General features: G+C 70.6%; 20 protein-coding genes and 1 tRNA gene. 12 read left to right on the forward strand and 9 right to left on the reverse strand.

The window, feature by feature from the left end; translation table 11 throughout:
• Positions 1–174: 174 nt before the first annotated feature.
• On the reverse strand, positions 175–1287 hold the full coding sequence (locus C1N81_RS24280; protein ID WP_361074745.1) for a LacI family DNA-binding transcriptional regulator: 1113 nt from the start codon (positions 1285–1287) through the stop codon (positions 175–177).
• Positions 1288–1667: 380 nt separating this feature from the next.
• Here C1N81_RS24280 and hisC point away from each other — a divergent pair, with 380 nt between their 5' ends.
• From hisC to C1N81_RS24310, 6 genes are all read left to right on the forward strand, one after another.
• A complete protein-coding gene (hisC, locus tag C1N81_RS24285; RefSeq protein WP_394432430.1) occupies positions 1668–2747 on the forward strand; it encodes a histidinol-phosphate transaminase in 1080 nt (359 codons plus the stop codon).
• A gap of 283 nt (positions 2748–3030) precedes the next feature.
• A complete protein-coding gene (locus C1N81_RS24290; RefSeq protein ID WP_394432432.1) occupies positions 3031–4542 on the forward strand; it encodes a cytochrome ubiquinol oxidase subunit I in 1512 nt (503 codons plus the stop codon).
• A gap of 21 nt (positions 4543–4563) precedes the next feature.
• On the forward strand, positions 4564–5568 hold the full coding sequence (gene cydB, locus C1N81_RS24295; RefSeq protein WP_394432434.1) for a cytochrome d ubiquinol oxidase subunit II: 1005 nt from the start codon (positions 4564–4566) through the stop codon (positions 5566–5568).
• Positions 5569–5636: 68 nt separating this feature from the next.
• Entirely contained in the window at positions 5637–9137 is a 3501-nt protein-coding gene (gene cydD, locus C1N81_RS24300) for a thiol reductant ABC exporter subunit CydD (protein WP_394432436.1), read from the forward strand.
• A gap of 88 nt (positions 9138–9225) precedes the next feature.
• On the forward strand, positions 9226–10977 hold the full coding sequence (locus tag C1N81_RS24305) for a GAF domain-containing sensor histidine kinase (protein ID WP_394432438.1): 1752 nt from the start codon (positions 9226–9228) through the stop codon (positions 10975–10977).
• Between the two features lie 135 nt (positions 10978–11112).
• The gene (locus tag C1N81_RS24310; RefSeq protein WP_394432440.1) at positions 11113–12153 is read left to right on the forward strand and encodes a M23 family metallopeptidase; all 1041 of its coding nucleotides are present in this window, start codon (positions 11113–11115) and stop codon (positions 12151–12153) included.
• 85 nt (positions 12154–12238) lie between these two features.
• Here C1N81_RS24310 and C1N81_RS24315 read toward each other — a convergent pair whose 3' ends face one another.
• The 5 genes from C1N81_RS24315 to C1N81_RS24335 form a co-directional block, all read right to left on the reverse strand.
• Positions 12239–13117: a Cof-type HAD-IIB family hydrolase gene (locus tag C1N81_RS24315; protein ID WP_394432442.1), complete on the reverse strand. Its 879-nt coding sequence runs from the start codon at positions 13115–13117 to the stop codon at positions 12239–12241.
• Between the two features lie 128 nt (positions 13118–13245).
• Positions 13246–14190, reverse strand: a complete 945-nt coding sequence (locus C1N81_RS24320; RefSeq protein WP_394432444.1) for an LLM class flavin-dependent oxidoreductase — start codon at positions 14188–14190, stop codon at positions 13246–13248.
• A gap of 230 nt (positions 14191–14420) precedes the next feature.
• Positions 14421–14963, reverse strand: a complete 543-nt coding sequence (locus C1N81_RS24325; protein WP_394432446.1) for an RNA 2'-phosphotransferase — start codon at positions 14961–14963, stop codon at positions 14421–14423.
• Between the two features lie 156 nt (positions 14964–15119).
• A complete protein-coding gene (locus tag C1N81_RS24330; protein ID WP_394432448.1) occupies positions 15120–16052 on the reverse strand; it encodes a MerR family transcriptional regulator in 933 nt (310 codons plus the stop codon).
• Between the two features lie 139 nt (positions 16053–16191).
• Entirely contained in the window at positions 16192–17973 is a 1782-nt protein-coding gene (locus tag C1N81_RS24335; RefSeq protein ID WP_394432450.1) for an SDR family oxidoreductase, read from the reverse strand.
• Between the two features lie 283 nt (positions 17974–18256).
• Between C1N81_RS24335 and C1N81_RS24340 the strand changes: the two genes are divergently transcribed.
• The 6 genes from C1N81_RS24340 (at position 18257) to C1N81_RS24365 (ending at position 22495) form a co-directional block, all read left to right on the forward strand.
• Positions 18257–19276: an ABC transporter ATP-binding protein gene (locus C1N81_RS24340; protein ID WP_394438196.1), complete on the forward strand. Its 1020-nt coding sequence runs from the start codon at positions 18257–18259 to the stop codon at positions 19274–19276.
• Positions 19266–20168: an ABC transporter permease gene (locus C1N81_RS24345; RefSeq protein ID WP_394432452.1), complete on the forward strand. Its 903-nt coding sequence runs from the start codon at positions 19266–19268 to the stop codon at positions 20166–20168. The genes C1N81_RS24340 and C1N81_RS24345 overlap by 11 nt, the downstream gene beginning before the upstream one ends.
• Complete coding sequence (locus C1N81_RS24350; protein ID WP_394432454.1) at positions 20165–21076, forward strand: ABC transporter ATP-binding protein; 912 nt, start codon at positions 20165–20167, stop codon at positions 21074–21076. The genes C1N81_RS24345 and C1N81_RS24350 overlap by 4 nt, the downstream gene beginning before the upstream one ends.
• 9 nt (positions 21077–21085) lie before the next feature.
• Positions 21086–21805, forward strand: a complete 720-nt coding sequence (locus C1N81_RS24355; RefSeq protein WP_394432456.1) for an ABC transporter permease — start codon at positions 21086–21088, stop codon at positions 21803–21805.
• A gap of 109 nt (positions 21806–21914) precedes the next feature.
• Positions 21915–22130, forward strand: coding sequence for an SGM_3592 family protein (locus C1N81_RS24360; protein ID WP_394432458.1), 216 nt, complete (start codon positions 21915–21917; stop codon positions 22128–22130).
• Positions 22131–22405: 275 nt separating this feature from the next.
• A tRNA-Ser gene (locus tag C1N81_RS24365) sits at positions 22406–22495 on the forward strand.
• Positions 22496–22540: 45 nt separating this feature from the next.
• On the opposite strand, the gene C1N81_RS24370 is transcribed toward C1N81_RS24365, so the two are convergent.
• The 3 genes from C1N81_RS24370 to pheA form a co-directional block, all read right to left on the reverse strand.
• Positions 22541–23362, reverse strand: a complete 822-nt coding sequence (locus C1N81_RS24370) for an HAD family hydrolase (protein ID WP_394432459.1) — start codon at positions 23360–23362, stop codon at positions 22541–22543.
• A gap of 24 nt (positions 23363–23386) precedes the next feature.
• Positions 23387–24658 (reverse strand): serine--tRNA ligase, encoded by a 1272-nt coding sequence (serS, locus tag C1N81_RS24375; protein ID WP_394432461.1) that lies wholly within the window; start codon positions 24656–24658, stop codon positions 23387–23389.
• Between the two features lie 633 nt (positions 24659–25291).
• Positions 25292–26224, reverse strand: a complete 933-nt coding sequence (gene pheA, locus C1N81_RS24380; RefSeq protein ID WP_394432463.1) for a prephenate dehydratase — start codon at positions 26222–26224, stop codon at positions 25292–25294.
• Between the last annotated feature and the right edge of the window lie 56 nt (positions 26225–26280).

Below are 26280 nucleotides of genomic sequence, written 5' to 3' on the forward strand. Positions count from 1 at the left end.
AGCGGCCCGCGGTGTCGTCCGCCCATCATAGGAATGCGGCTCGTGCTGTGTGATGCACCAGGGGTGGTGAATCGGTGACGGGCGGCTGTTCGCCACACTTTTCTCCCGAATTGGTGTGGACTTTTCCCCTCGGCCGCGGCGTCCGCGGCCGGTCCGGAGGGTGAGTGGGGCCGGTCAGCCCTGCCCCGGGGAGCGGGGCGGGCTGACCGTGGTGCGCTGCGGGCGGCGCTGCGAGGAGGTCCGCACGATCAATTCGGTCGGTATGACCTGCTCGACCGGTTGGTCCGAATCGACTCCTTCGATGGCGTCGATCAGGAGCTGGATGACGGCTGTGCCGATACGGCGCGGTTTCAGTGACAGGGTCGTGATGGGCGGCTCCGTCGTCGCGTACACGGTCGACTCGCTGCAGCACACGAGCAGCAGGTCCTCCGGTACGCGCAGGCCGTAGCGGCGGGCCGCGGCGAGCAGATCGGTGCCATTGGGGTCGAAGAGGCCGTAGACCGCGTCGGGCCGGTCCGGACGGGCGAGCAGCCGGTCGGCGGCGACGGCGCCCGCGCACGGGTCGTGCGCCGGATAGGACTCGTAGACCGGCTCCTGCCCGATCCGCTCGCACCAGTGCAGATAGGCCGAGGTGGACAGGTGGGTGTAGGTGTCGGTGGTGGTGCCGGTGAGCAGGCCGATGCGGCGTGCGCCGGCCTCGGCGAGATGGTCGAGGATGCCGAGGACGGCGGCCTCGTGGTCGTTGTCCACCCAGGCGGTCACGGGCAGGGTGCCCGCGGGACGTCCGTCCGAGACGACGGGCAGGCCCTGGCGGACCAGCTCGCTGACGACCGGGTCGTGGTCGGAGGGGTCGATGACGACGGTGCCGTCGAGGGCGACGTTCGACCACACGTCGTGGCGTGAGGTGGCGGGCAGGATGACGAGCGCGTACCCGCGGGCGAGCGCCGCGGAGGTCGCGGCTCTCGCCATCTCCGCGAAATACGCGAATTCGGTGAAGGTGAAAGGTTCATCCCCGTAGGTCGTCACTGTCAGGCCGATCAGGCCCGACTTGCCGGTACGGAGCGTGCGGGCGGCCGCGGAAGGGCGATAGCCCAGCCGGTCGGCGACCTCGCGGACATGGCGTCGGGTGGCGTCCGGGAGCCGGCCCTTGCCGTTGAGCGCATCGGAGACAGTCGTGATCGAGACCCCGGCGGCGGCGGCAACGTCTCTGATGCCTGCCCGGCCCGGCCGGGTGCCCCTGCGGGTCGTCTCTGCCCGGCTCACCTGGTGCTTCCCTGCTGCTGTCATGGCGAGCCGATAGTAGGGCTCATGCGGCCGCATGGTGGGGGCGCATATGCACGCGTTGACAGGCACGTTTCTGCAAGGTGATGGCCCGTCAATGACCATGGAACAACAGGGAGTTGGCGGGTTCGACGGTGCTACGTCACTTGTCGGTACCTACGAGCCTGCCGACTCGGCGAAGTTGCGGGCAGGCCGCAACTCACCTGCACGGGTGATGCGCGCCACGGCGCGAGCCACCGGCGCGCGCCAGTCCACGGAGCGCTCCCCCCTCTCCGTACGCCTTCCCGTCCCCCTTGCACGGGGCGGTCGGTCCCGCCCCATTGGGGCGGACGGCCAATCCTCATAAGGTAAGCAGTATTGGAACGGTGGCCACGAGGAGGACTGCGGTGAGCGAGACGAACCCCAAGCTGCGCGCGGAGCTGGCGGGGATCCCCACCTACAAGCCGGGCAAGCCCGCGGCCGCCGGGGGACCGGCGGCGTACAAGCTGTCCTCCAACGAGAACCCCTATCCCCCGTTGCCCGGTGTGATGGAGCGGGCGATCGCCGCGGCCGGCACGTTCAACCGCTACCCGGACATGGCCTGCTCCGGGCTGATGGACGAGCTGGCGGACCGTTTCGGCGTGCCGGTCACCCATCTGGCCACCGGGACGGGCTCGGTCGGCGTCGCCCAGCAGCTGCTCCAGGCGACCAGCGGGCCGGGCGACGAGGTCATCTACGCGTGGCGCTCCTTCGAGGCGTACCCGATCATCACGCAGATCAGCGGGGCGACGTCGGTGCGGGTGCCGCTCACGCCCGGCGAGGACCACGACCTCGATGCCATGGCGGACGCGATCACGGACCGCACCCGTCTCATCTTTGTCTGCAACCCCAACAACCCCACGGGCAATGCCATCCGCCGGCCCGAGCTGGAACGTTTCCTCGACCGGGTGCCGTCCGATGTCCTCGTGGTGCTCGACGAGGCGTACCGCGAGTTCATCCGCGACCCCGAGGTGCCGGACGGCGTGGAGATCTACCGGGACCGGCCGAACGTGGCGGTGCTGCGGACCTTCTCCAAGGCGTACGGGCTCGCGGGGCTGCGGGTCGGGTTCGCCATCGCGCACGAGCCGGTGGCCGCGGCGCTGCGCAAGACGGCCGTTCCCTTCGGCGTCAGCCAGCTGGCGCAGGACGCGGCGGTGGCCTCGCTGCGGGCGGAGGACGAGCTGCTCGGCCGCGTCGGCTCGCTGGTCGGCGAGCGGACCCGGGTCGTGGAGACGCTGCGGGCGCAGGGCTGGACCGTGCCGGAGACGCAGGCCAACTTCGTGTGGTTGCGTCTTGGCGAGCAAACCCTGGACTTCGCCGCGGCGTGCGAGCGGGCGGGGGTCGTCGTGCGGCCCTTCGCCGGTGAGGGCGTCCGCGTCACGGTCGCGGAGACCGAGGCCAACGACATCTTCCTGAGCGCGGCGGAGGCGTTCCGCAAGGAGCTCTGAGCAGGCGCGCTCGTCCGGGAGCGCACGGGAACGCGAGAAGGCGCGGGGCGGCGGGTGCCGCCTCGCGCCTCCTTGTGTGCGCCCCTCGGTTTCCTCGTGCGCCGGCGTCCCACTGTGGCGTTCCTCGCAGTAAGGGGCCCCCGCTTCGGTTTCCGACAGCCCGTACGACATAATGCTTGTGAATGTGAACGCGTTCACAAGCGTGTCCCGGTTCCTCCGGATAAGTGCGGGATTTAAGGGGCAAACCGCTGCTGTGGCCGCGGCGATGTAAGGAGATGACGCAGTGGACCTGGCTCTGGCGCCGGAGACCCTGGCGCGATGGCAGTTCGGCATCACCACCGTCTACCACTTCCTCTTCGTGCCACTGACGATCTCGCTGGCGGCGCTGACCGCCGGGTTGCAGACCGCCTGGGTGCGGACCGAGAAGGAGAAGTACCTCAGGGCGACGAAGTTCTGGGGAAAGCTCTTCCTGATCAACATCGCGATGGGTGTCGTGACGGGCATCGTGCAGGAGTTCCAGTTCGGCATGAACTGGTCCGACTACTCGCGCTTCGTCGGTGACATCTTCGGGGCGCCGCTGGCCTTCGAGGCGCTGATCGCGTTCTTCTTCGAGTCGACCTTCATCGGCCTGTGGATCTTCGGCTGGGACAAGCTGCCGAAGAAGATCCACCTGGCCTGCATCTGGATGGTGTCCATCGGCACGATCCTGTCCGCGTACTTCATCCTCGCGGCCAATTCCTGGATGCAGCACCCGGTCGGTTACCGGTACAACAAGGCCACCGGACGCGCCGAGCTGACCGACTTCTGGCAGGTGCTGACGCAGAACACCGCGCTCACTCAGGCATTCCACACCCTGGCCGCCTCGTTCCTGACCGGCGGCGCGTTCATGGTCGGCATCGCCGCCTTCCACCTGGCGCGCAAGAACCCGAAGAACATCGCGACGATGAAGACCTCGCTGCGGCTCGGCCTCATCACCGTCGTCATCGCCGGAATGCTCACCGCGATCAGCGGCGACCAGCTCGGCAAGGTCATGTTCAAGCAGCAGCCGATGAAGATGGCGGCGGCCGAGGCGCTGTGGGACGGCCAGGACGCCGCCCCGTTCTCGATCTTCGCCTACGGAGACGTGAGCAAGGGCCACAACAGCGTCGAGTTCTCCATCCCCGGCGTGCTGTCCTTCCTCGCCGACGACAACTTCACCTCGCACATTCCCGGCATCAACGACACCAACAAGGCCGAGCAGGAGAAGTACGGGCCTGGCGACTACCGGCCGATCATCCCCGTCACCTTCTGGGCCTTCCGCTGGATGATCGGGTTCGGGATGGCGTCCTTCGCCCTCGGCCTCCTCGGACTGTGGCTCACCCGCAAGAAGTTCATGCTGCCGCAGCACCTGCGGACGGGCGAGGACGAAGTGCCGAACCTGGTGCTCTTCAAGAACAAGGTCCTCAGCCCGAAGTTCACCCGCCTCTACTGGATGGTCGCCCTGTGGACCATGGGCTTCCCGCTCATCGCCAACTCCTGGGGCTGGATCTTCACCGAGATGGGCCGCCAGCCGTGGGTCGTCTACGGCGTCCTGCAGACCCGTGACGCGGTCTCCCCCAGCGTCTCGCAGGGCGAGGTCATCACCTCGATGACCGTCTTCACCCTGCTCTACGCGGTCCTCGCCGTCATCGAGGTCAAGCTGCTCGTCAAGTACGTCAAGGCCGGGCCGCCGGAGCTGACCGACGACGATCTCAACCCGCCCACCAGGATCGGCGGCGACCGTGACGCCGACAAGCCGATGGCCTTCTCCTACTAGGGCCAAGGGAGCGCACAAGTCATGGAACTCCACGACGTCTGGTTCGTCCTCATCGCGGTCCTCTGGATCGGCTACTTCTTCCTGGAGGGCTTCGACTTCGGGATCGGCATCCTCACCAAGCTGCTCGCGCGCGACCGCACCGAGCGGCGGGTGCTGATCAACACGATCGGTCCCGTCTGGGACGGCAACGAGGTGTGGCTGCTCACGGCCGGCGGAGCGACCTTCGCCGCGTTCCCCGAGTGGTACGCGACGCTCTTCTCCGGCTTCTATCTGCCGCTGCTGATCATCCTGGTCTGCCTCATCGTGCGCGGTGTCGCCTTCGAGTACCGGGCGAAGCGCCCCGAGGAGAAGTGGCAGACCAACTGGGAGCACGCGATCTTCTGGACCTCGCTGATCCCGGCGCTGCTGTGGGGCGTGGCGTTCGGCAACATCGTGCGCGGGGTCAAGCTCGACCAGCACTTCGAGTACGTCGGCACTTTCTGGGACCTGCTCAACCCCTACGCGCTCCTGGGCGGCCTGGTCACCCTGACCTTGTTCACCTTCCACGGAGCGGTGTTCGCCTCGCTCAAGACGCTGGGCGACATCCGGGCGCGGGCGCGGAAGTTCGCGCTGACGCTCGGTCTGGGCGCGCTGGTGGTGGCGCTCGGGTTCCTCATCTGGACCCAGGCCGACAAGGGGGACGGGAGCTCGCTCATCGCGATGATCGTGGCCCTGGTCGCCCTCGTCGGCGCGATCGGCGCCATCAAGGCGGGGCGCGAGGGATGGTCGTTCGCCCTGTCCGGCATCACCATCGCGGCGGCATTCACGACGCTCTTCCTGACGCTGTTCCCGAACGTCATGCCGTCGTCGCTCGACCCGGCCTGGAGCCTCACCGTCACCAACGCCTCGTCGAGCCCGTACACGCTGAAGATCATGACCTGGCTGGCGGCGATCGCCACCCCGCTCGTGCTGCTCTACCAGTCGTGGACGTACTGGGTGTTCCGCAAGCGCATCGGTACCAAGCACATCGCCGATGCCGCGCACTGAACGTCGCCGATGCCGCGCACGCGACGTCGTCGAGACCGCGCACTGAACCCTGAGGGGGCGTGTTTCACGTGAAACCGATCGACCAGCGCCTGCTCCGGTACGCCCGGGCCACCCGCCTCTTCCTCCTGGCGGTGATCGTTCTCGGCGCCGCCGGGGCCGGTCTGGTCATCGCGCAGGCGATGCTCATCGCCGAAGTCGTGGTGGGCGCTTTCCAGCACGGCTTCGACGCGGCGCACCTGCGGACGCCGCTGCTCCTTTTGGTGGCTGTCGCGGCCGGACGAGGTCTGGTCTCCTGGCTCACCGAACTGGCCGCCCACCGGGCGAGCGCGGCGGTCAAGTCGGAGCTGCGGGGGCGGCTCCTGGAGCGCGCTGCGCAGCTCGGCCCCGGGTGGCTGAGCGGGCAGCGCACCGGTTCGCTGGTCGCGCTCGCCACGCGGGGCGTGGACGCGCTCGACGACTACTTCTCGCGGTATCTGCCGCAGCTCGGGCTCGCGGTCGTGGTCCCGGTGGCGGTGCTGGCCCGCGTCGTCACCGAGGACTGGGTGTCGGCGGCGATCATCGTCGGCACGCTGCCCCTCATCCCGATCTTCATGATGCTGATCGGCTGGGCCACGCAGTCCCGGATGGACCGCCAGTGGCGGCTGCTCTCCCGGCTGTCGGGTCACTTCCTGGACGTGGTGGCGGGTCTGCCGACCTTGCAGGTGTTCGGCCGGGCCAAGGCGCAGGCCGAGTCCATCCGCACGATCACCGGCCAGTACCGCAGGGCGACCATGCGGACGCTGCGCATCGCCTTCCTGTCGTCCTTCGCCCTGGAACTGCTCGCGACGCTCTCGGTCGCCCTGGTCGCGGTCACCATCGGCATGCGGCTCGTGCACGGCACGATGGACCTCTACGTCGGACTCGTCATTCTGGTGCTCGCGCCCGAGGCGTATCTGCCGTTGCGGCAGGTCGGGACGCAGTTCCACGCTGCCGCCGAGGGGCTCGCGGCGGCGGAGGAGATCTTCGCCGTTCTGGAGACGCCCCTACCGGAGTCCGGCACGGAGGCCGTTCCGGCGACCACAGGCGTCGTGTTCGACGATGTTTCGGTGCGCTATGAGGGACGTACGGACGACGCTGTCTCGCATGCCTCCTTCGCCGTCGCGCCAGGCGAGACCGTGGCCCTCGTCGGGCCCAGCGGCGCGGGCAAGTCGACGCTGCTGAGCGCCTTGCTGGGTTTCGTACGTCCCAGCGGCGGGCGCGTGCTCGTCGGGGGCGCCGACCTCTCCACCGTGCAGCGGGAGGAGTGGCACGCGCGCGTGGCGTGGGTTCCGCAGCGACCGCAGCTGTACGCCGGGTCGATCGCGGACAACGTACGGCTCGCCCGGCCCGGCGCCGACGACGCGGCGGTGCTGGCCGCCCTGCGTGAGGCGGGCGCGCTGGAGTTCGTCGAGGCGCTGCCCGACGGGACGCATACGGAGCTGGGTGAGGACGGCACGGGCCTGTCGGCCGGGCAGCGGCAGCGCCTCGCGCTGGCCCGCGCGTTCCTCGCCGACCGGCCCGTCGTCCTGCTCGACGAGCCGACCGCCGCGCTCGACGGCGAGACCGAGGCCGGCATCGTCGAGGCGGTACGCAGGCTGGCCGTCGGCCGTACGGTGCTCCTGGTCGTGCACCGGCCGGCCCTGCTGGCCGTCGCCGACCGGGTGGTCCGCCTCGACATGCCCGGCACGGACCGGCCGCCCCAGCAGCGGGCGGCCGCGGTGGCGGGAGTGCCCGAGCGCGCTCCGGCCGCCGTCCCGCCGGTGGACGGGCGGGCGCAGGACGTGCCCACGGACCGGCGCCACGTCCTCACGCGGCTGCGTGCCGCCGCCCGTCCGCGCCGCTCGCGCCTCGCCCTCGCGCTGTTGCTCGGGGCGCTCGCGCTCGGCAGCTCGGTCGGTCTGATGGCGACCAGCGGGTGGCTGATCTCGCGGGCCTCGCAGCAGCCGCCGGTGCTCTACCTGATGGTCGCGGTGACGGCCACGCGCGCGTTCGGCATCGGCCGGGCCTGCTTCCGGTACGCGGAGCGGCTCGTGTCGCACGACGCCGTGCTGCGGATGCTGGCCGACACCCGGGTGGCCGTCTACCGCCGCCTGGAGCGGCTCGCGCCCGCCGGACTGCGCACGACGCGCCGTGGTGACCTGCTGTCCCGGCTCGTCGCCGACGTGGACGCGCTCCAGGACTACTGGCTGCGCTGGCTGCTGCCCGCCTCGGTCGCGGCGCTCGTCGGCGCCGGTTCGGTGGCGTTCACCGCCTGGATGCTGCCCGCCGCCGGCGCGGTGCTCGCCGCCGGGCTGCTGCTCGCCGGTGTCGGAGTGCCGCTCCTGTCCGGGGCCGTGGCCCGCAGGGCCGAGCGGAAGTTGGCCCCCGCGCGCGGGACGCTCGCGACCAAGGTCGCCGAACTGCTCACAGGGACCGCCGAACTGACCGTCGCCGGTGCGCTGCCCCGCCGCACGAAGGAGACCGCCGAGGCGGACTCGGCGCTGACCCGGATCGCCTCGCGCGCCGCCACCGCGACCGCGCTCGGCGACGGGCTCACCGCGCTGATCACCGGCCTGACCGTGGCCGCCGCAGCACTGGCCGGCGTGCAGGGGGTCCGCGCAGGACAGCTCGACGGGGTGGCCATGGCGGTCGTCGTCCTGACGCCGCTCGCCGCGTTCGAGGCGGTGCTCGGACTGCCGCTCGCCGTCCAGTACCGCCAGCGCGTCCACAAGAGCGCCGAGCGCGTCTACGAGGTGCTCGACGCCCCCGAACCCGTACGGGAGCCCGAACGGCCCGCACAGGCGCCGCAGGACCCCTTCCCGCTCGTCGTACGGGACCTCGCCGCCCGGTACGAGGGCCAGGACCGGGCCGCGCTCGCCGGGGTCGGCCTGACCCTGGAGCGCGGCCGCCGGATCGCCGTCGTCGGCCCCTCCGGTTCGGGCAAGACGACCCTCGCCCAAGTGCTGCTGCGCTTCCTCGACGCGGACGCCGGGACGTACACGTTCGGCGGGACCGACGCGTACGCGCTCGAAGGCGACGCCGTACGACGGCTCGTGGGGCTCTGCGCCCAGGACGCCCACCTCTTCGACAGCAGCGTCCGCGAGAACCTGCTGCTCGCCAAGAAGGACGCCACCGAGGACGAACTGCGGGCCGCGCTCAGCCGCGTACGCCTTCTGGAGTGGGTGGACGCGCTGCCGGAAGGGCTCGACACCCTGGTGGGCGAGCATGCGGCGCGGCTGTCCGGCGGGCAGCGCCAGCGGCTCGCGCTGGCCCGCGCGCTCCTTGCGGAGTTCCCGGTCCTCGTCCTGGACGAGCCGGCCGAGCACCTCGACCTGGCGACGGCGGACGCGCTCACCGCGGATCTGCTGGACGCGACCCAGGGCCGGACGACCGTGCTGATCACGCACCGGCTCGCCGGTCTCGACGCCGTCGACGAGGTGATCGTGCTCGACGGCGGGCGGGTCGCGCAGCGCGGTCCGTACGCCGAACTGGCCGTTGTCGACGGGCCGCTGCGGGAGCTGCGCGAGCGGGAACAGGCGGCGGAGCTGCTGGTCGGGGCGGGACGGCGGTGAGCGCGGGCGTGGCGTTGTGAGCGGCAAGGACCCGCCGCACACGCTATTCCGACTTTCCTCGCTAAATGGGACTTACTACTCTCGGGGCATGGTCGCACCCATGGAGCCGTCCGCTTCGTCCCCGCCCGAGTCCGCCGGGAACGAGCCCCGAGGCGCGCGTGGTCCGCACGGCCTTTCCACGGAGCTGAGCGCGCGCGTGCCGCAGCTTCTGGAGGCGATGCGGTCCGTGGGCACCGGTCTCGAACTGCACTCCACGCTCGACCGGATCTGCGAGACCGCCGCCGACCTAGCGGATGCCCGCTATGCGGCGATCGGCGTCATCGCCGAGGACGGCGAGGGCCTCGTGGACTTCGTCTTCCATGGCGTCGACGACGAGACCGCGCAGCGCATCGGGTGGCTGCCCGACGGACACCGGGGCGTGCTCGGCGCGCTCATCCACGATCCGGTGCCGATGCGTCTGGCGGACCTCGCCGACGATCCGCGCGCGTGCGGGTTTCCCGCGCACCATCCGCCGATGCGGACGTTCCTGGGTGTCCCCATCCGCGTACAGGGAGAGATCTTCGGCAACCTCTACCTGACGGAGAAGCGCGGGGGCCGGGAGTTCAACGACTACGACCTGAACATGGTCCGAGTGCTCGCCACCGAGGCGGGTATCGCGATCGGCAATGCGCGGCTCTACGAGGCGGCCAGGCAGCGGGAGCGGTGGATCGACGGCTCCGTGGCGGTGACCACGGCGCTGCTGTCGGGCGGGGACGCCGACGACGCGTTGCAGGTGGTCGCCGAACAGGCCCGCAGGCTTTCGGAGTCGGCAGCCGGCCTGGTGCTGCTGCCGACCGGGGACGGCGGCATGGAGGTCGTCGCCGTCGCCTCGGACGGGCCGTCCGCCGCACTGGGCCTGGTCGTGCCGCCGGAGAGCACCATGGCCGCCGAACTCCTGGCCGGGGAGGCCGTGTTCATCGAGGACACCGCGACCGACCCACGGGTCCTGACCGACCTCGCGCGCGGCTACGGGCCGGCCATGATGCTGCCTCTGCAGAGCGACGGACGTGTCCTGGGGACGCTGGTGATGCCCCGCGCGCGTGGGGAGCGTCCCTTCACGGAGGCCGAGCGCACGCTCGCCACCCAGTTCGCCTCGCAGGCCGCGCTCGCCCTGATGGTGGCCGAGGCGCAGCGCGACCGGGAGCGCCTCGCCGTGTTCGAGGACCGCGACCGCATCGCGCGCGACCTGCACGACCTCGTGATCCAGCGGCTGTTCGCCACCGGGATGATGCTGGAGACGGCCCAACGCCGGTCCGCGGTGCCCGAGGTGCAGTCGGGCATCGGCAAGTCCGTCGATGAACTGGACGTCACCATCCAGGAGATCCGGACGGCGATCTTCGCGCTGCAACAGGGCCCGGCCGAGGCGCCTTCCGGGCTGCACACGCGCGTGCTGCGGGAAGTCAACATGGCGGCGGTACCGCTCGGGTTCAAGCCCTCGCACCGCTTCGTGGGGCCGGTCGACGACGTGGTCGGCGAGCTCACCGGCAAGAACCTCATCGCGGCTCTGCGGGAGGCCCTCTCGAACGCCTTCCGGCACGCGCGGGCCAGCCGGATCGACGTCGTCGTGGACGCGACCGTCCTTCTGCCGGACGGCCGTCAGGGCGTGCGTCTCACGGTCGCCGACGACGGCGTGGGCATCCCGGAGGGCGGGCGGCGCAGCGGCCTGAAGAACCTGAAGAGACGCGCGGAGTCGCTCGGCGGCGACAGTTGGTACGGGCCGGGCCCTGGGGGCGACGACGCCGGGGGTACGGCAGTGGACAAGGCGGGGGGTACGACGGTGGTGTGGGAGGCGCCGTACTAGGACGTCGGGCCGGTGGGAGGCGCGGCCTGACGGGCCCGGTTCGGCGGTACGTTTCTGCGCCGTTCGGGGCAAGCGGCCCCCCAGCCGTACGAATCCCACGCGAGCCCTGCGGTGCGGCGGGCAACGATCCCGGACATGCGCTTACGCCCCCGCCGTCCTCCCGTCCTCCTGGCGCTGCTGTGCGCTCTGGTGGCGCTCTGCGGGCCTCCCGCGCCGTCCCGGGCCGCCGACGGGCCCGAGCCGGGCGCCGAGGTGGCGCGGCTCCTTGTGGAGGCCTCGGCGGCGACGCAGCGCTACGAAGCGGGGCACAGGGCCGCCGGAGCGCAGAAGGCCACGGCGCGGCGCATGGAGCGGCTGCTCGGCAAGGAACGGCGCGAGGTCGCCGCGCTCCACAACGACCTCGGCCGCGTCGCCCGCGCCCAGTACCGCAGCGGCGGCGACATCCCGCTCGCGGCGCAGATGCTGCTCTCCGACCGGCCGGAGGAGCTGCTGCACGGTCAACGGGCCGTATTGCAGGCAGACCTGGCGCTCAACAATGCGGTGAGCAAGAGCCGTCGTGCCGAGAAGAAGCTCGCGCGGGGGCAGCGCGCGGCGACCCTGCGATGGCACGCCCTGAGAGAGCGGAGCGTTCACCTCGCAAGGCTGCGCAAAAGCATCAAGAGCAAGCTTGAACAGGCGCAATGGAAACTGCAGGGCGACGCCGACCGGTCGGTGGCGGCCGGGAAATGCCGCGGCGCCGTACGTCTCACGCAGCCCACAATGCGCACTACGCGCGCGTGGGTGCCACCGGTAGCCACGTACGAGCTGTCGGCCGGCTACGACAGCGCAGGCGCGCACTGGGCCCACCGGCACACCGGGCAGGACTTCGCGGTCGCCGTCGGCACCCCCGTGCGGGCGGCGGGCGCCGGACGCGTGATCCGCGTGTCCTGCGGCGGCGGCTTCGGCGTCGAGGTCGTCGTGCGGCACCCGGGCGGCTACTACACGCAGTACGCCCACCTCGCGGCCGTCACCGTCGACCAGGGCGAGAAGGTGCGGGCCGGTCAGTGGCTCGGGCAGGCGGGCACCACCGGCAACTCGACGGGGCCGCACCTGCATTTCGAGGTGCGGCTCACGCCGGACCTGGGGTCGGGGGTGGACCCGGTGAGGTGGTTCGCGGGGCGGGGTGTGCGGTTGTAGGGGGCGTGGGGGGTGATGGTGCCCCGGGTCACCACTGCCGTAGCGGCTGCTGTGACGGCGGATGTCGCGGCTGCGGGATGTGCGGTCAGCGCCCCGCGAGGATGTCCTCGATGACCCGGGCCACGCCGTCCTCGTTGTTGGTCGCCGTGACGCCGGTCGCCGCGGCCAGCACGTCCGGGTGCGCGTTGCCCATGGCGTAGGAGGCGCCCGCCCAGGTCAGCATCTCCATGTCGTTGGGCATGTCCCCGAAGGCGACGACCTCCGCGGGGGAGATGCCGCGGTCGGCGCAGCAGAGTTCGAGCGTGCTCGCCTTGGAGACGGTCCGCCCGCTGATCTCCAGGAGGGCGCTCGGGCTGGAGCGGGTGATCGCGGCCAGCTCGCCGACCGCGTCGCGCGCCAGGGCCAGGAACGCGTCGGGGTCGAGCTCCGGGTGGAACGCCAGGACCTTCAGCACCGGCTGGTCCGCCACGGTGGACCCGGCGAAGTCCGCGGTCAGCAGCTTCTCCGCGGCCGCGACGCTCTCGCCCGGGTCGAGGTGGAGCGGCGGGTACGTCGGCTCGTGGTGCAGGCCGCCCGTCCGCTCGACGGCGAACGACGTGCCGGGGGCCGCTTCGCGCAGCACGCGTACGACGTCCAGCGCGTCCGGGACGGCCAGCTCGCGGATCTTGACGAAGCGGTGGTTGCCGGGGCCGCCGTGCAGGTCCACGACGGCGGCGCCGTTGCCGCAGATCGCCAGGCCGTGACCGTGCAGATGGTCGCTGACGACATCCATCCAGCGGGCCGGGCGGCCCGTCACGAAGAAGACCTCGATGCCGGCCTCCTCGGCGGCGGCCAGCGCGGCGACCGTCCGAGGAGAAACGGTTTTGTCGTCGCGCAGCAGCGTCCCGTCGAGGTCCGTGGCGATCAGCCGGGGCGCGGGGGCGGAGGGGGCCGGGGTCCGAGGCCCAGGAGTCGGTGAGGTCACGCGCCTATGGTCGCTCATCTGCGCGCACGGGCGTGCGGCGGGGCGCACAGATGAGACCGCTCCTGGCGCATGCGCCCCACCCGCCCCCTACCCCTGTTGCCCCTGGAACCGGCGCTGTCGCCTTCGGCTCAACCGAGCTGGGAAAGCGCCTCGGTCGCGATGGCCTCGAAGGTGTTCTGGTCGGCCGCGAAGTCGGTGTCCGGGATCGGCCAGTGCACCCCGATCTCGGTGAATCCCAGCTCACGGTGGGTGCCCGCGAAGTCCACGAACGCGTCGACGGACTCCAGCGGACGCCCGCGGTCCGGGGTGAAACCGGTGAGCAGGATCTTCTCGACATCGGCTACGTCACGGCCGATGGCGTCGCAGGCCGCGGCCAGCCTGCCCACTTGGCCACGAATGGCTTGAACCGACTCCTCCGGAGTGCCCGCCGCATACAGCTTCGGGTCGCCGGTGGTCACCCACGCCTGCCCGTAGCGGGCCGCCAGTTTGAGGCCGCGCGGTCCGGTCGCCGCCACCGCGAAGGGCAGCCGGGGGCGCTGCACACAGCCTGGAATGTTCTGGGCGCCGCCCGCGGAGTAATAGGTGCCGTCGTACGAGACCGTGTCCTCGGTGAGCAGCCGGTCGAGCAGCGGAACGAACTCGGCGAACCGGTCCGCCCGCTCCTTCGGCGTCCACGGTTGCTGGTCGCCCCGGGCCAGCGCGTGCGCGTCGAAACCGGTGCCGCCCGCGCCGATGCCGAGCGTGATCCGGCCGCCCGAGATGTCGTCGAGCGAGATCAGCTCCTTGGCGAGGGTCACCGGGTGCCGGAAGTTCGGCGACGTCACGAGGGTGCCGAGCCGCATGTGCGAGGTCACGCCGGCGGCAGCGGTCAGGGTCGGCACCGCGCCGAACCACGGGCCGTCGCGGAACGGTACGCGCCAGGACAGGTGGTCGTACGTGTACGCGGTGTGGAACCCCAGTTCCTCGGCGCGCTGCCAGGTCTCCCGGGACCCGTCGTGCCAGCGGCGGTAGGGCAGGACCACGGTGCTCAGGCGGAGCGAGGGGGTGGGAGCGGGGGGCGGCGTATCGGTCATGGGGTGAGCGTAAGCGGAGGGGCGGTGGGGTCCGGGGTGGGCCGGGCGAGCACTGGCTGCGGCAGTCGCCTGCGCGACTGGGGTCGGCCGGGCCGGCACCGGATGGGTCAGGCGCCCGTGCCAGAGCCAGAGAGCCGAGGCCCCAAGGCCAGGGCCAGAGCCAGAGAGCCAAGGCCAGGGCCGGGGCTGGGCCAGGGCCAGAGCTGGGCCAGGGCCAGCCACCACATGCCTCACGTGCGGAAACGCAGATACTCCGGCGGCACAGCGGCAGTCAGCCAGACCCCGTTCGCACTCAGGCGGAACGTGTAGCCGTCGCGGTGCATCGCCCCCGCGTCGACGGTCAGCACGACAGGGCGGCCCCGTCGGGCCCCGACGCGCGTGGCCGTCTCGCGGTCCGCGGACAGGTGCACGTCGTGCCTGCTCATGGGGGTGAGTCCCTCCGCGCGGATCGCGCCGAGGAAGCGGTTGACGGTGCCGTGGAAGAGGTAGGCGGGCGGTTCCGCCACCGCCAGGCCTAGGTTGACCTCGACCGTGTGGCCCTGGTTGGCACGGATGCGGGTGCCCTCGATGGAGAAGCGCTGCTTGTCGTTCTCAGCGACCACCCGGTCCAGCTCGGCACGGCTGACGGGGAAGCCGTGCGCGGCCGCCGCCGCGAGCAGCTCGTCGATCTCCACCCAGCCCGCCTCGCCAAGCGTCAGCCCGATGCGATCCGGTTGGTGGCGCAAGTGCCGCGAAAGGTATCTGGACACCTTGACGGTGCGTTGCTCGTTCATGGCGTCAGGGTCCCGGAAGGGTGACTGAGGTGCACACAGATTTCATCCGGTCAACCACACCGCCAGGTTTGATCCACAGCCAACTCAGGTTATCCACAGGCTAATTGACGAAACTGTGGATAACTCACTTACACACAAGCGGTTTTGCACAACTGATCAGCTGTCGGCCGCCTTTGCCGCCAGGGCATCCAATGTCCGCTTGCGTACTTCGCGTTCGGCCGCCGCCGTCACGAACGCGGACGCACTCTCTAAGCCAACCAGTCCGCGTACAGCCCGCATTGTCTCCACCGGCAGCCCGACAAACTCCCGCTCCGGGGCCACGTCGGCCACAGGACGGTCCGCGAGGTGTTGAGTCAGATGCCTCGTCGCGAACAACCGCATGGCGCGCGCCAGTTCCGCGTCGACGGACTGCTGCGCGAGCGGCCGCAAGCGACGGACGAGCGACGCGGCTTCGGCGGCTTCCGTGTCGGTCGGCGGATAAGAGTCCAGATAGCGCGCGAAGACATGCTCGGTCGTGAACTCCAGGAAGCGGGCGGCTATGTGCTCGACGCTGCTTCTCAACTCCCGCAGGTGATCGCTTATTGCCGTGAGCGGCACACCGGTCGCATGCAACTCCACGGCCACAGCCAGCTCTTGGGGGCTCGGCACGATGAACTCGTCGTCCCTGTCCGGAACCCGCTCCAGCACACCGAGCTCCACCGCTTCCCGTACGGCTACCTCGTCATGCTCGCCGCCGAACCGCTCGGCCAGCTCCGCGCGTGTGATGCGGCCCGCCCGCTCGTCGGTCCAGGGGCCGTCCACCTCGGCGACGAGCCCCAGTACTCCGCCCAGCCCGCGCCCCGCGTCCCAGGCCTCCAGGAGTTCCTTGATGGAGGCCAGGGTGTACCCGCGGTCCAGCAGATCGGCGATCTGGCGCAGCCGGGACAGATGCGCGGACGTGTACACGTTGGCGCGGCCGCGGCGTTCGGGACGCGGCAGGAGGCCGCGGTCCTGGTAGGCGCGGATCGTACGCACCGTGGCGCCGCTGTGGTGCGCCAGGTCCTCGATCCGGTACTCGGCGACCGATCGCTGCTCCGTCACACTTCTCACCCCTCGGCCGTACCCGGCGTGGTCGTACCCCGGTGGCGGGCCCCTTGCGAGGGATCGTACGACCGGCACGGCGAGCCGCACACGACCCGCCCGGCGTTCACACTGGTGTGCTGGGCGCTGATAGCGGTGTGCCCGGCGTTCACAGCGGTGGCTCCACCCGGGCGAGCGCCCGCAGCGTCCTGGGCGCGAAGCGGGACAGGAGGCGTGCCCCGCGGGCCTCCGGAGTGACCGGCACGACCGCCTTGTTCCTGGCGACGGCCTCCAGGATCGCGTCGGCGACCTTCTCCGGCGGGTAGTTGCGCAGGCCGTACAGGCGGGCGGTCTTCTTCTGGCGGCGCTTCTCCTCCTCGGCGTCGACCCCGGCGAAGTGGGCCGTCGCCGTGATGTTGGTGTTCACCAGGCCGGGGCAGATCGCTGAGACGCCGATGTCCTGCCCGGCCAGCTCGGCGCGCAGGCATTCGCTGAGCATGAGCACCGCGGCCTTGGAGGTCGCGTAGGCGGGCAGCGCCTTCGAGGGCTGATAGGCCGCCGCGGAGGCGGTGTTCACGATGTGGCCGCCCTGTCCGCGCTCGGCCATCTGCCGGCCGAAGAGGCGGCAGCCGTGGATGACGCCCCACAGGTTCACGTCGAGGACGTTCTTCCAGTCCTGCGGGGTCGTGTCGAGGAACGGCCCCGAGAGTCCGATCCCGGCGTTGTTCACCAGCACGTCGACCACGCCGTACTCGGCGGCGACCTTCGCGGCGAGCTTCTCCATGGCCTGCTCGTCCGCGACGTCGGCCGTCTCGGCCCAGGCCTCGGGCGCCCCGGCGAGCTGGGCCGACTCGGCGGTCCGGGCCGCGCTCTCGGCGTCGCGGTCGACGGCGACCACGCGCGCGCCCGCCTCCGCGAACGCCAGCGCGGTGGCCCGCCCGATGCCGCTGCCGGCCCCGGTCACCAGAACGAGACGGCCGCCGAACCGCTCCGCGTACTTGCCGTCGGCCGCCTTGCGCGGCGCGGGCGCGTCCGTGCCCTGCTCCCCGTGCGTGGTGACGAAGTCGGCGATCCACGCGGTGAGCTGGTCGGGCCGGGTACGCGGTACCCAGTGCTTGGCGGGCAGCGACCGCCGGGTCAGTCGTGGTGCCCACTGCTCGAGGCGGTCGTAGAGCGCGGGCGAGAGGAAGGCGTCGTCGAGGGGCGTGATGAGCTGCACGGGCGCGTGCGCGTAGGCGTCGTCGCGCGGTCGGCGCAGTCTCGCGCGCACATTGTCCCGGTACAGCCAGGCTCCGTGCGCCGCGTCCGACGGGAGTGAGGCCGTCGGGTAGTCGCCCGCCGGAACCTTCTCCACGCGCTCCAGGACGCCGGGCCAGCGCTTGCCGAGCGGCCCGCGCCAGGCCAACTCGGGGAGGACCGGGGTGTGCAGCATGTAGACGTACCAGGATTTGGCACTTTGGCCGAGGAGTTGGGCCGCCTTGCGCGGGGTGGGCCGTTTCACCCGCTGCTTGATCCAGTGCCCGAAGTGGTCGAGGGACGGGCCCGACATCGAGGTGAAGGACGCGATGCGGCCCTCGGTGCGCCGGACCGTGACGAACTCCCAGGCCTGCACGGAACCCCAGTCGTGCCCCACCAGATGGACCGGTGCGTCCGGGCTGACGGCGTCGACGACCGCCACGAAGTCGTCGGTCAGCTTCTCCAGGGTGAAGCCGCCGCGCAGCGGGGTCGGCGCGGTCGATCGGCCGTGCCCGCGGACGTCGTAGAGCACGACATGGAAACGGTCCGCGAGGCGCGTGGCCACCTCCGACCAGACCTCCTTGGAGTCGGGGTAGCCGTGCACGAGGACGACGGTCGGCCGTGCCGCGTCGCCCAGTTCGACGACGCACAGCTCGATCCCGCCCGTGCGCACCCAGCGCTCGCGCGCGCCGTGGATCTTCGTGAGGTCCGTCATCAAATGCCTTCCGCCGAGCGCCGCATGTGCGTGTTCCGGCGACCCGTCACCGGGCCGTCGCCGTACGCGTTCGTAAGGTGACACTGATGAATGTGACAATGCTCGACGGCAACGTCAAGGGGGTTGCGGCAGTCTGTGGAGAACGCGGGCGTTGTGGAGAACCGGAGCCGAGGCCTACTCAGGGGGGACCCCTAGGGCCCCGTAATACTCAGGTCTCATAGAAGGTCGACCCTCTGGTCTGACGCCCCGGTGTGGTCCGCGCCACTACCGTCGAACCGTGACTGTGATCGCGACCGAAAGCCTGAGCAAGCGGTTCCCCCGGGTGACCGCGCTCGACGGGCTGACCATGGATATCGGGCCCGGGGTGACCGGACTCGTCGGAGCCAACGGCGCCGGCAAGTCCACCATGATCAAGATTCTTCTTGGTCTCTCCCCCGCCACGGAGGGCCGTGCCGAAGTGCTCGGACTCGACGTGGCGACCAAGGGCGGTGAGATTCGCGAGCGTGTGGGATACATGCCCGAGCACGACTGTCTGCCGCCCGACGTCTCGGCCACCGAGTTCGTCGTGCACATGGCGCGCATGTCGGGCCTCCCGCCGACCGCCGCCCGTGAGCGCACCGCCGACACCCTGCGCCACGTCGGCCTGTACGAGGAGCGCTACCGCCCCATCGGCGGCTACTCGACGGGCATGAAGCAGCGCGTGAAGCTGGCCCAGGCTCTCGTCCACGACCCGCAGCTGGTCTTCCTGGACGAGCCGACGAACGGCCTGGACCCGGTCGGCCGCGACGACATGCTCGACCTCATCCGCCGCGTCCACGCCGACTTCGGCATCTCGGTCCTGGTCACCTCGCATCTGCTCGGCGAGCTCGAGCGCACCTGCGACCATGTCGTCGTCATCGACGGCGGCAAACTGCTGCGCTCCAGCTCCACCACCGACTTCACGCAGAACACGGCGACGCTCGCGATCGAGGTCACCGACAGCGACGAACACCCCGACGGGACCAGCGCGTTGCGCGAGGCGTTCGCCCGGCGCGGCATGGAGACGACCACCGGCGGCGAACTGCCCGGCGCCGGCCACACCGTCCTCGTCACCGCCCAGGGCGAGGAGACGTACGACATCGTGCGCGACGTCGTCGCGGACCTCGGCCTCGGCCTGGTCCGCATGGAGCAGCGCAGGCACCACATCGCGGAGGTCTTCCGCCCCCAGGACGAGGCCCAGGAGGCCGAGCCGTCCCGGCGCGCCGCCGCCTGGGCGGCCACCGCCGCCGCACAGCAGACGGGAGGCTCACGCGATGACCACTGAGCCCATGGCCACGGACCGTGCGTCCACCCAGATCCACAACATCGGCTACCGCCACTACGACGGACCGCGCCTCGGCCGCGCGTACGCCCGCCGCTCGCTGTTCTCGCAGAGTCTGCGCGGCGCGTACGGGCTCGGCCGCTCGGCCAAGTCCAAAGTGCTGCCGATGCTGCTCTTCGTCGTGATGTGCGTCCCTGCGCTGATCATGGTCGCGGTCGCCGTCGCCACCAAGGCGAAGGACCTCCCCGTCGACTACACGCGCTACGCGATCATCCTTCAGGCGGTGATCGGTCTCTACGTGGCGTCGCAGGCACCGCAGGCCGTCTCCCGCGACCTGCGCTTCAAGTCGGTGCCGCTGTACTTCTCGCGGCCCATCGAGCGCGTGGACTACGTGGTCGCGAAGTACGCCGCCATGACGTCGGCCCTGTTCATCCTCACGGCCGCCCCCCTGCTCGTCCTCTACGTAGGCTCTCTGCTCGCGAAGCTGGACTTCACCGAGCAGACCAAGGGATTCGCCCAGGGACTGGTCTCCGTGGCCCTGCTGTCACTGCTCTTCGCCGGGATAGGGCTCGTCGTCTCCGCCGTCACACCGCGCCGGGGCTTCGGGATCGCCGCCGTCATCGCCGTCCTGACCATCTCCTACGGAGCGGTCTCCACGGTCCAGGCGATCGCCGACACGCAGGGCAACGGGAGCGCGGTGTCCTGGCTCGGCCTCTTCTCGCCGATCACGCTCATCGACGGCGTACAGACCGCCTTCCTGGGCGCCACCTCCGCCTTCCCCGGCGCCGACGGCCCGGGGGCGGGCCAGGGCGTGGTCTATCTGCTCGTCGTACTCGGGCTCATCGCCGGCTCCTACGGGCTGCTGATGCGCCGCTACCGGAAGGTCGGACTGTGACCGCGATCAACATCGACCACGTCTCGCGCTGGTTCGGCAACGTCGTGGCCGTCAACGACGTCACGATGACGATCGGCCCCGGCGTCACCGGCCTCCTCGGCCCGAACGGCGCGGGAAAGTCCACCCTCATCAACATGATGGGCGGCTTCCTGGCCCCGTCGAACGGATCGGTGACCCTCGACGGGCAGCCGATCTGGCGCAACGAGCAGATCTACCGCCACATCGGCATCGTCCCCGAGCGGGAGGCGATGTACGACTTCCTCACGGGACAGGAGTTCGTCGTCGCCAACGCCGAGCTGCACGGCCTCGGCAAGAAGGAGGCGCAGCGGGCGCTCGCCACGGTCGAGATGGAGTACGCGCAGGACCGCAAGATCTCGACGTACTCCAAGGGCATGCGCCAGCGCGTGAAGATGGCCTCCGCGCTCGTGCACGAACCCTCCGTACTGCTCCTGGACGAGCCGTTCAACGGCATGGACCCGCGCCAGCGCATGCAGCTCATGGACCTCCTGCGGCGCATGGGGGACGAGGGGCGCACGGTGCTCTTCTCGTCGCACATCCTCGAAGAGGTCGAGCAGCTCGCCTCGCACATCGAGGTGATCGTCGCCGGGCGTCACGCGGCCAGCGGTGACTTCCGCAAGATCCGCCGCCTGATGACCGACCGCCCGCACCGCTACCTGATCCGCTCCAGCGACGACCGGGCCCTGGCCGCGGCGCTGATCGCGGACCCGTCGACGGCGGGCATCGAGGTCGATCTGAAGGAGGGCGCGCTGCGTGTGCAGGCCGTCGACTTCGGCCGGTTCACGACCTTGCTGCCGAAGGTCGCGCGGGCGCATGGCATCCGTCTGCTCACGGTCTCGCCGTCCGACGAGTCCCTCGAGTCCGTCTTCTCGTATCTCGTCGCGGCGTAGGAGGCCCTGATGTACGACCCCACTGTCGCCCGCCTGACCTACCGGGCCCTGCTCGGCCGGCGCCGCGCCCTCATCCTCTTCGCCCTGCCCGTCCTGCTCGTCGTGATCTCCGCCCTGGTGCGCGCGCTCACCGGCGCGGACGACCAGACCGCGTCCGACGTCCTCGGCGGCTTCGCGCTCGCCACGATGGTGCCGCTCATCGGAGTCATCGCCGGCACCGGCGCCATCGGGCCGGAGATCGACGACGGCTCTGTGGTCTATCTCCTGTCCAAGCCGGTCAAGCGGCCCACGATCATCTTCACGAAGCTCATCGTGGCGATCGCCGTGACCATGGTCTTCTCGGCCGTGCCGACGCTGATCGCCGGCCTGATCCTCAACGGGAACGGGCAGCAGATCGCCGTCGCCTACACCATCGCCGCCCTGGTGGCCTCCATCGCGTACGCCGCGATCTTCCTGCTCCTCGGCACGGTGACCCGGCACGCCGTCGTGTTCGGCCTGGTCTACGCCCTCGTATGGGAGGCGCTCTTCGGCTCCCTGGTCGCCGGGGCCCGCACACTCAGCGTGCAGCAGTGGTCCCTCGCGGTCGCCCAGAAGGTGGCCGGGGGCGACCTCGTCACCTCGGACGTGGGGCTGCCGCTCGCCACGGTGCTGCTCGTGGCCGTGACCGTGGTGGCGACCTGGTACGCGGGCCAGCGGCTGCGGTCGCTGAAGCTGGCGGGGGAGGAATAGCGGGCCCGGCGATCCCGGCGCCGACCGTTCTTCATGCCGATTTCACCCTCCCGTCGGAACACTGGGGGAGGGTGCGCCGTCCGAACCGGCGACCCGAGGAGGATCGACGATGGCAGAGGAGCAGACCGGCGACGGCTGGGACGACGTGGCCCTGGACGCCGACTTCATACGCGCCGCCGAGATGGCCGAACCGTCCGCCCGGGCCCGGATGCTCGCCGCGCGATGGCGCGACGGCGGCCCGGACCCGCAGCCGTGGCGTTCGGACGAGCCGCCCGCCGGGTGGTTCTTCAGCAAGGCACGGCGCCGCAGGTGGCGTCGGCGATGAGCGCGTGAGCAGCCGCGATTAATTCGGTGGCGGTGAACTCGGCGCCGGAGCACAGTAGTTGTCGTAGCACCGCATCGCGCCGGGAATCCGTCGGCGCCCACCCGCCGGGAGAGGAGCACGACGATGTCTGTCAGTAGTCCGTCGAGCTCCCTGCGGGGCAGCCCGAGGCAGGCTCCGGAGTAGTCATCGCACTCCGTCGAGGCCCGCCCCAGGGGTGCTGCCCGGGGCGGCCGCTTCGAGCGCGTGCCCTCAGCGGCACGCGGGCCGCCCCTCCCGGAGGATTGGCCGAGTGGTAAGGCAGCGGCTTGCTAAGCCGTCGTCGGGGTGGAAGCCCCGCGCGCGTTCGATCCGCGCATCCTCCGCCACCAGCAGTCCCGCTGACCCGTGGAGCCACTGGTCAGCGGTGAGGTTCAGCCCAGCAGCCGTTCGAGCACGACCGCGATCCCGTCGTCCTCGTTCGACGCGGTCACCTCGTCGGAGACCTCCTTGAGGCTCTCGTGCGCGTTGGCCATCGCCACGCCGTGCGCCGCCCAGGCGAACATCGGGATGTCGTTGGGCATGTCGCCGAAGGCGATCGTGTCGGCGGCCTTCACGCCGAGACGCCGGGCGGCCAGCGAGAGCCCCGTCGCCTTCGAGAGGCCGAGCGGGAGCAGCTCCACGATGCCCTCGCCCGCCATCGTGACGCCCACCAGATCGCCGGCGACGGTGCGCGCCGCCTCCGCGAGCTGGTCGTCGCTCAGCGTCGGGTGCTGCACGTAGACCTTGTTGAGCGGCGCGGCCCACAACTCGGCGATGTCCGTGAACGGCGTCGCGGGCAGCCCGCCGCCCTCGCGGTAGCCGGGGCCGACGATGACCTCGCCGTCGAGCCCGTCACGGCTCGCGGCGAGCGCCAGCGGGCCGATCTCCGCCTCGATCTTGGCGAGCGCGAGCCCGGCGAGCTGCCGGTCGAGCGTCACCGAGGTGAGGAGGCGGTGCTCCCCCGCGTGATAGACCTGCGCGCCCTGGCCGCACACGGCGATCCCGTCGTAGCCGAGGTCGTCGAGGATGTGGCGGGTCCAGGGCACGGCCCGGCCGGTCACGATGATGTGCGAGGCCCCCGCCGCAGTGACCGCGGCGAGCGCGTCCCGCGTCCGCCCGGAGACCGTGTCGTCGGAGCGCAGCAACGTTCCGTCGAGATCGGTCGCGACGAGCTTGTACGGGAAGGCGGGGGCGAGGGGAGCGGGCTGGCTCACGGGTGGATCGGCTCCAGGCTGTTGTTACTTGGGGTCAAGAGTGGTTCGGCCCCCGAGGTACGGTCGGAGCATCTCGGGCACGCGCACGGAGCCGTCGGCCTGCTGGTGATTCTCCAGGATGGCGACGATCGTGCGGGGCACCGCGCAGAGCGTGCCGTTCAGGGTCGCGAGCGGCTGCACCTTCTTGCCCTCGCGCATACGGACCGACAGGCGGCGCGCCTGGAAGCCGTCGCAGTTCGACGCGGAGGTCAGCTCGCGGTACTTGCCCTGGGTCGGGATCCACGCCTCGCAGTCGAACTTGCGCGAGGCGGAGGAGCCGAGGTCGCCGGTGGCGACGTCGATCACCTGGAAGGGCAGCTCCAGGCCGGTCAGCCACTGCTTCTCCCAGTCCAGGAGCCGCTGGTGCTCGTTCTGCGCGTCGTCCGGGTGGACGTACGAGAACATCTCGACCTTGTCGAACTGGTGCACGCGGAAGATGCCGCGGGTGTCCTTGCCGTACGTGCCCGCCTCGCGCCGGAAGCAGGGCGAGAACCCGGCGTAGCGCATGGGCAGCTGGTCCGCGTCGAGGATCTCGTCCATGTGGTACGCGGCGAGCGGGACCTCGGAGGTGCCGACCAGGTAGTAGTCGTCCTTCTCCAGGTGGTACACGTTCTCCGCGGCCTGGCCGAGGAAGCCCGTCCCCTCCATGGCGCGCGGGCGCACCAGGGCCGGGGTCAGCATCGGCGTGAAGCCGGCCTCGGTGGCCTGCGCGATCGCCGCGTTGACGAGCGCGAGCTCCAGGAGGGCGCCGACGCCCGTCAGGTAGTAGAAGCGCGAGCCGGAGACCTTCGCGCCGCGCTCGACGTCGATGGCGCCGAGCGCCTCGCCGAGCTCCAGGTGGTCCTTGGGCTCGAAGCCCTCGGCACCGAAGTCGCGGATCGTGCCGTGCGTCTCCAGGACGACGAAGTCCTCCTCGCCGCCGCGCGGGACGTCGGGGTGCACGATGTTGCCCAGCTGGAGGGCGAGACGCTGGGTCTCCTCCTCGGCGTCTCGCTGGTCCGCCTCGGCGGCCTTCACGCGCGCCTTGAGGGCTTCGCCCTTCTGGAGCAGCTCCGCGCGCTCCTCGGGCGTGGCCTTGCCCATCAGCTTGCCGAGCGACTTCTGCTCGGAGCGGAGTTCGTCGAAGCGGAGCCCCGACGACCTGCGCCGCTCGTCGGCGGACAGGACGGAGTCGACGAGCGCGACGTCCTCTCCACGGGCGCGCTGGGAGGCGCGAACACGGTCGGGGTCCTCACGGAGCAGGCGAAGGTCAATCACCCCACCAGGCTACCGGTGCGGCGTTCCGGCTCTCGACCCGATATCCATTGCGCCGCTTTACGACCGATTTGCCGGAATGTGCTGTCGCGTCGGAGCGTGGCTGAAAAAGATCAACGCAAGCCTTCCCCGACGCCAGGAAAGGGCGGGCCGGAGTCGCGTCAATGAAAAAGCCCGTTTTCCCCGAAAGGGCCAGGTCTGGGCTGGCCTCTTGACCCGAATCCCTTGTGGGAACCGGGACTTGGGGTTCGGTTGTCCACAGGTGTGCGGTTCACCGGCAAGTTGTCCACAGGCTGTGAGAAAGATCTGTGGATGTCGGAAGCGGACGTTCCGAAAGCCGCATCCATCGCGAAGGATTCCCGGATCAAACCCGCACCATGCTCACTTTCGGGTGGAAATGCTTCACTCCAAAGAGTTGATCGAAGGAAAAGGATGGACGTGGTGCGACGAGGGGTGACGTGTGGGGCTGTGGACGTACTTGTGGTCTGTAGACCGATTTGTCGACCATGTCGCGTCTTGCTGTCGACTTATCCCCACGTCGAGAAGAGGCCTGTGGATAACTCTTGTGGACGAAGAAAATCCGCTGGTCGGACCGGGGTCGAGGGGTGTGGAAAGCCATGAACGGCTACCCGCGGCTCAGAACCGGCCGTCCTGGCAGCGCGCCAGCCAGTCGGAGGCCGTCACGAATGCGTCATCCGACGTCCCCGACCGCAGCGGCCGTACGTCCTCGACGGCGACGCCGGCCCGCGGGTACGAGCCGAGGTAGCGGACCTGCGGGCACTCCCGCTTCAGGCCCATCAGCGCCTCCGCCACCCGGCGGTCCGCGATGTGGCCCTCCGCGTCAATGGCGAAGCAGTAGTCGCCGATGCCCTTACCGGTGGGCCGCGACTGCAGCAGCATCAGGTTGACCCCGCGGATCGCGAACTGCTGGAGCAGCTCCATGAGCGTGCCGGGGCGGTCGTCACGCTGCCAGATGACCACCGAGGTCTTGTCCGCGCCGGTCGGCGCAGCGGGCCGCGCGGGCCTGCCGACCAGGACGAACCGGGTCTGCGCGTTCTGCGCGTCGTGGATCTCGGTGACCAGGGGTTCGAGCCCGTAGCGCGCGGCGGCGAACTCCCCGGCGAAGGCGGCGTCGTAGCGGCCCTCCTGAACGAGGCGGGCTCCGTCGGCGTTCGACGCGGAGGACTCCCAGGTCACGTCCGGCAGATGGGTCTTCATCCAGTTGCGGACCTGCGTCTGCGCGGCCGGGTGCGCGGTGACGGTCTTGATGTCGCCGAGCTTCGTGCCGGGCCGTACGAGCAGCGCGAAGGCGATGTCGAGCAGCACCTCGCGGTAGATCATCAGCGGCGGGCCCGCGACCAGCTCGTCGAGGGTCGTCGTGATGCCGCCCTCGACGGAGTTCTCGATCGGCACGAACGCGGCCTCGACCTCGCCGTTGCGGACGGCGTCGAGCGCCGCCGGCACGGACACCATCGGGACGAGTTCGCGGGTGGCAGCCTCCGGAAGCGTGCGCAGGGCGACTTCGGTGAAGGTGCCCTCGGGGCCGAGATACGCGTAGCTGGCTGGCATGAGGTCACCCTAATGGGCCTTGCGCGGCCCGGCTCCCGGGCACGTCACCAGCCCCT

Source organism: Streptomyces sp. SGAir0957 (genome assembly GCF_043523415.1).

What these genes read in the sequence shown, in the direction of transcription:
- C1N81_RS24280 (WP_361074745.1), bottom strand. Translation starts at nt 1,287, where the DNA reads ATGACAGCAGCAGGGAAGCACCAGGTGAGCCGGGCAGAGACGACCCGC.
- cydB (WP_394432434.1), top strand. Translation starts at nt 4,564, where the DNA reads ATGGAACTCCACGACGTCTGGTTCGTCCTCATCGCGGTCCTCTGGATC.
- C1N81_RS24305 (WP_394432438.1), top strand. Translation starts at nt 9,226, where the DNA reads ATGGTCGCACCCATGGAGCCGTCCGCTTCGTCCCCGCCCGAGTCCGCC.
- C1N81_RS24310 (WP_394432440.1), top strand. Translation starts at nt 11,113, where the DNA reads ATGCGCTTACGCCCCCGCCGTCCTCCCGTCCTCCTGGCGCTGCTGTGC.
- C1N81_RS24320 (WP_394432444.1), bottom strand. Translation starts at nt 14,190, where the DNA reads ATGACCGATACGCCGCCCCCCGCTCCCACCCCCTCGCTCCGCCTGAGC.
- C1N81_RS24325 (WP_394432446.1), bottom strand. Translation starts at nt 14,963, where the DNA reads ATGAACGAGCAACGCACCGTCAAGGTGTCCAGATACCTTTCGCGGCAC.
- C1N81_RS24335 (WP_394432450.1), bottom strand. Translation starts at nt 17,973, where the DNA reads ATGACGGACCTCACGAAGATCCACGGCGCGCGCGAGCGCTGGGTGCGC.
- C1N81_RS24345 (WP_394432452.1), top strand. Translation starts at nt 19,266, where the DNA reads ATGACCACTGAGCCCATGGCCACGGACCGTGCGTCCACCCAGATCCAC.
- C1N81_RS24355 (WP_394432456.1), top strand. Translation starts at nt 21,086, where the DNA reads ATGTACGACCCCACTGTCGCCCGCCTGACCTACCGGGCCCTGCTCGGC.
- C1N81_RS24360 (WP_394432458.1), top strand. Translation starts at nt 21,915, where the DNA reads ATGGCAGAGGAGCAGACCGGCGACGGCTGGGACGACGTGGCCCTGGAC.
- pheA (WP_394432463.1), bottom strand. Translation starts at nt 26,224, where the DNA reads ATGCCAGCCAGCTACGCGTATCTCGGCCCCGAGGGCACCTTCACCGAA.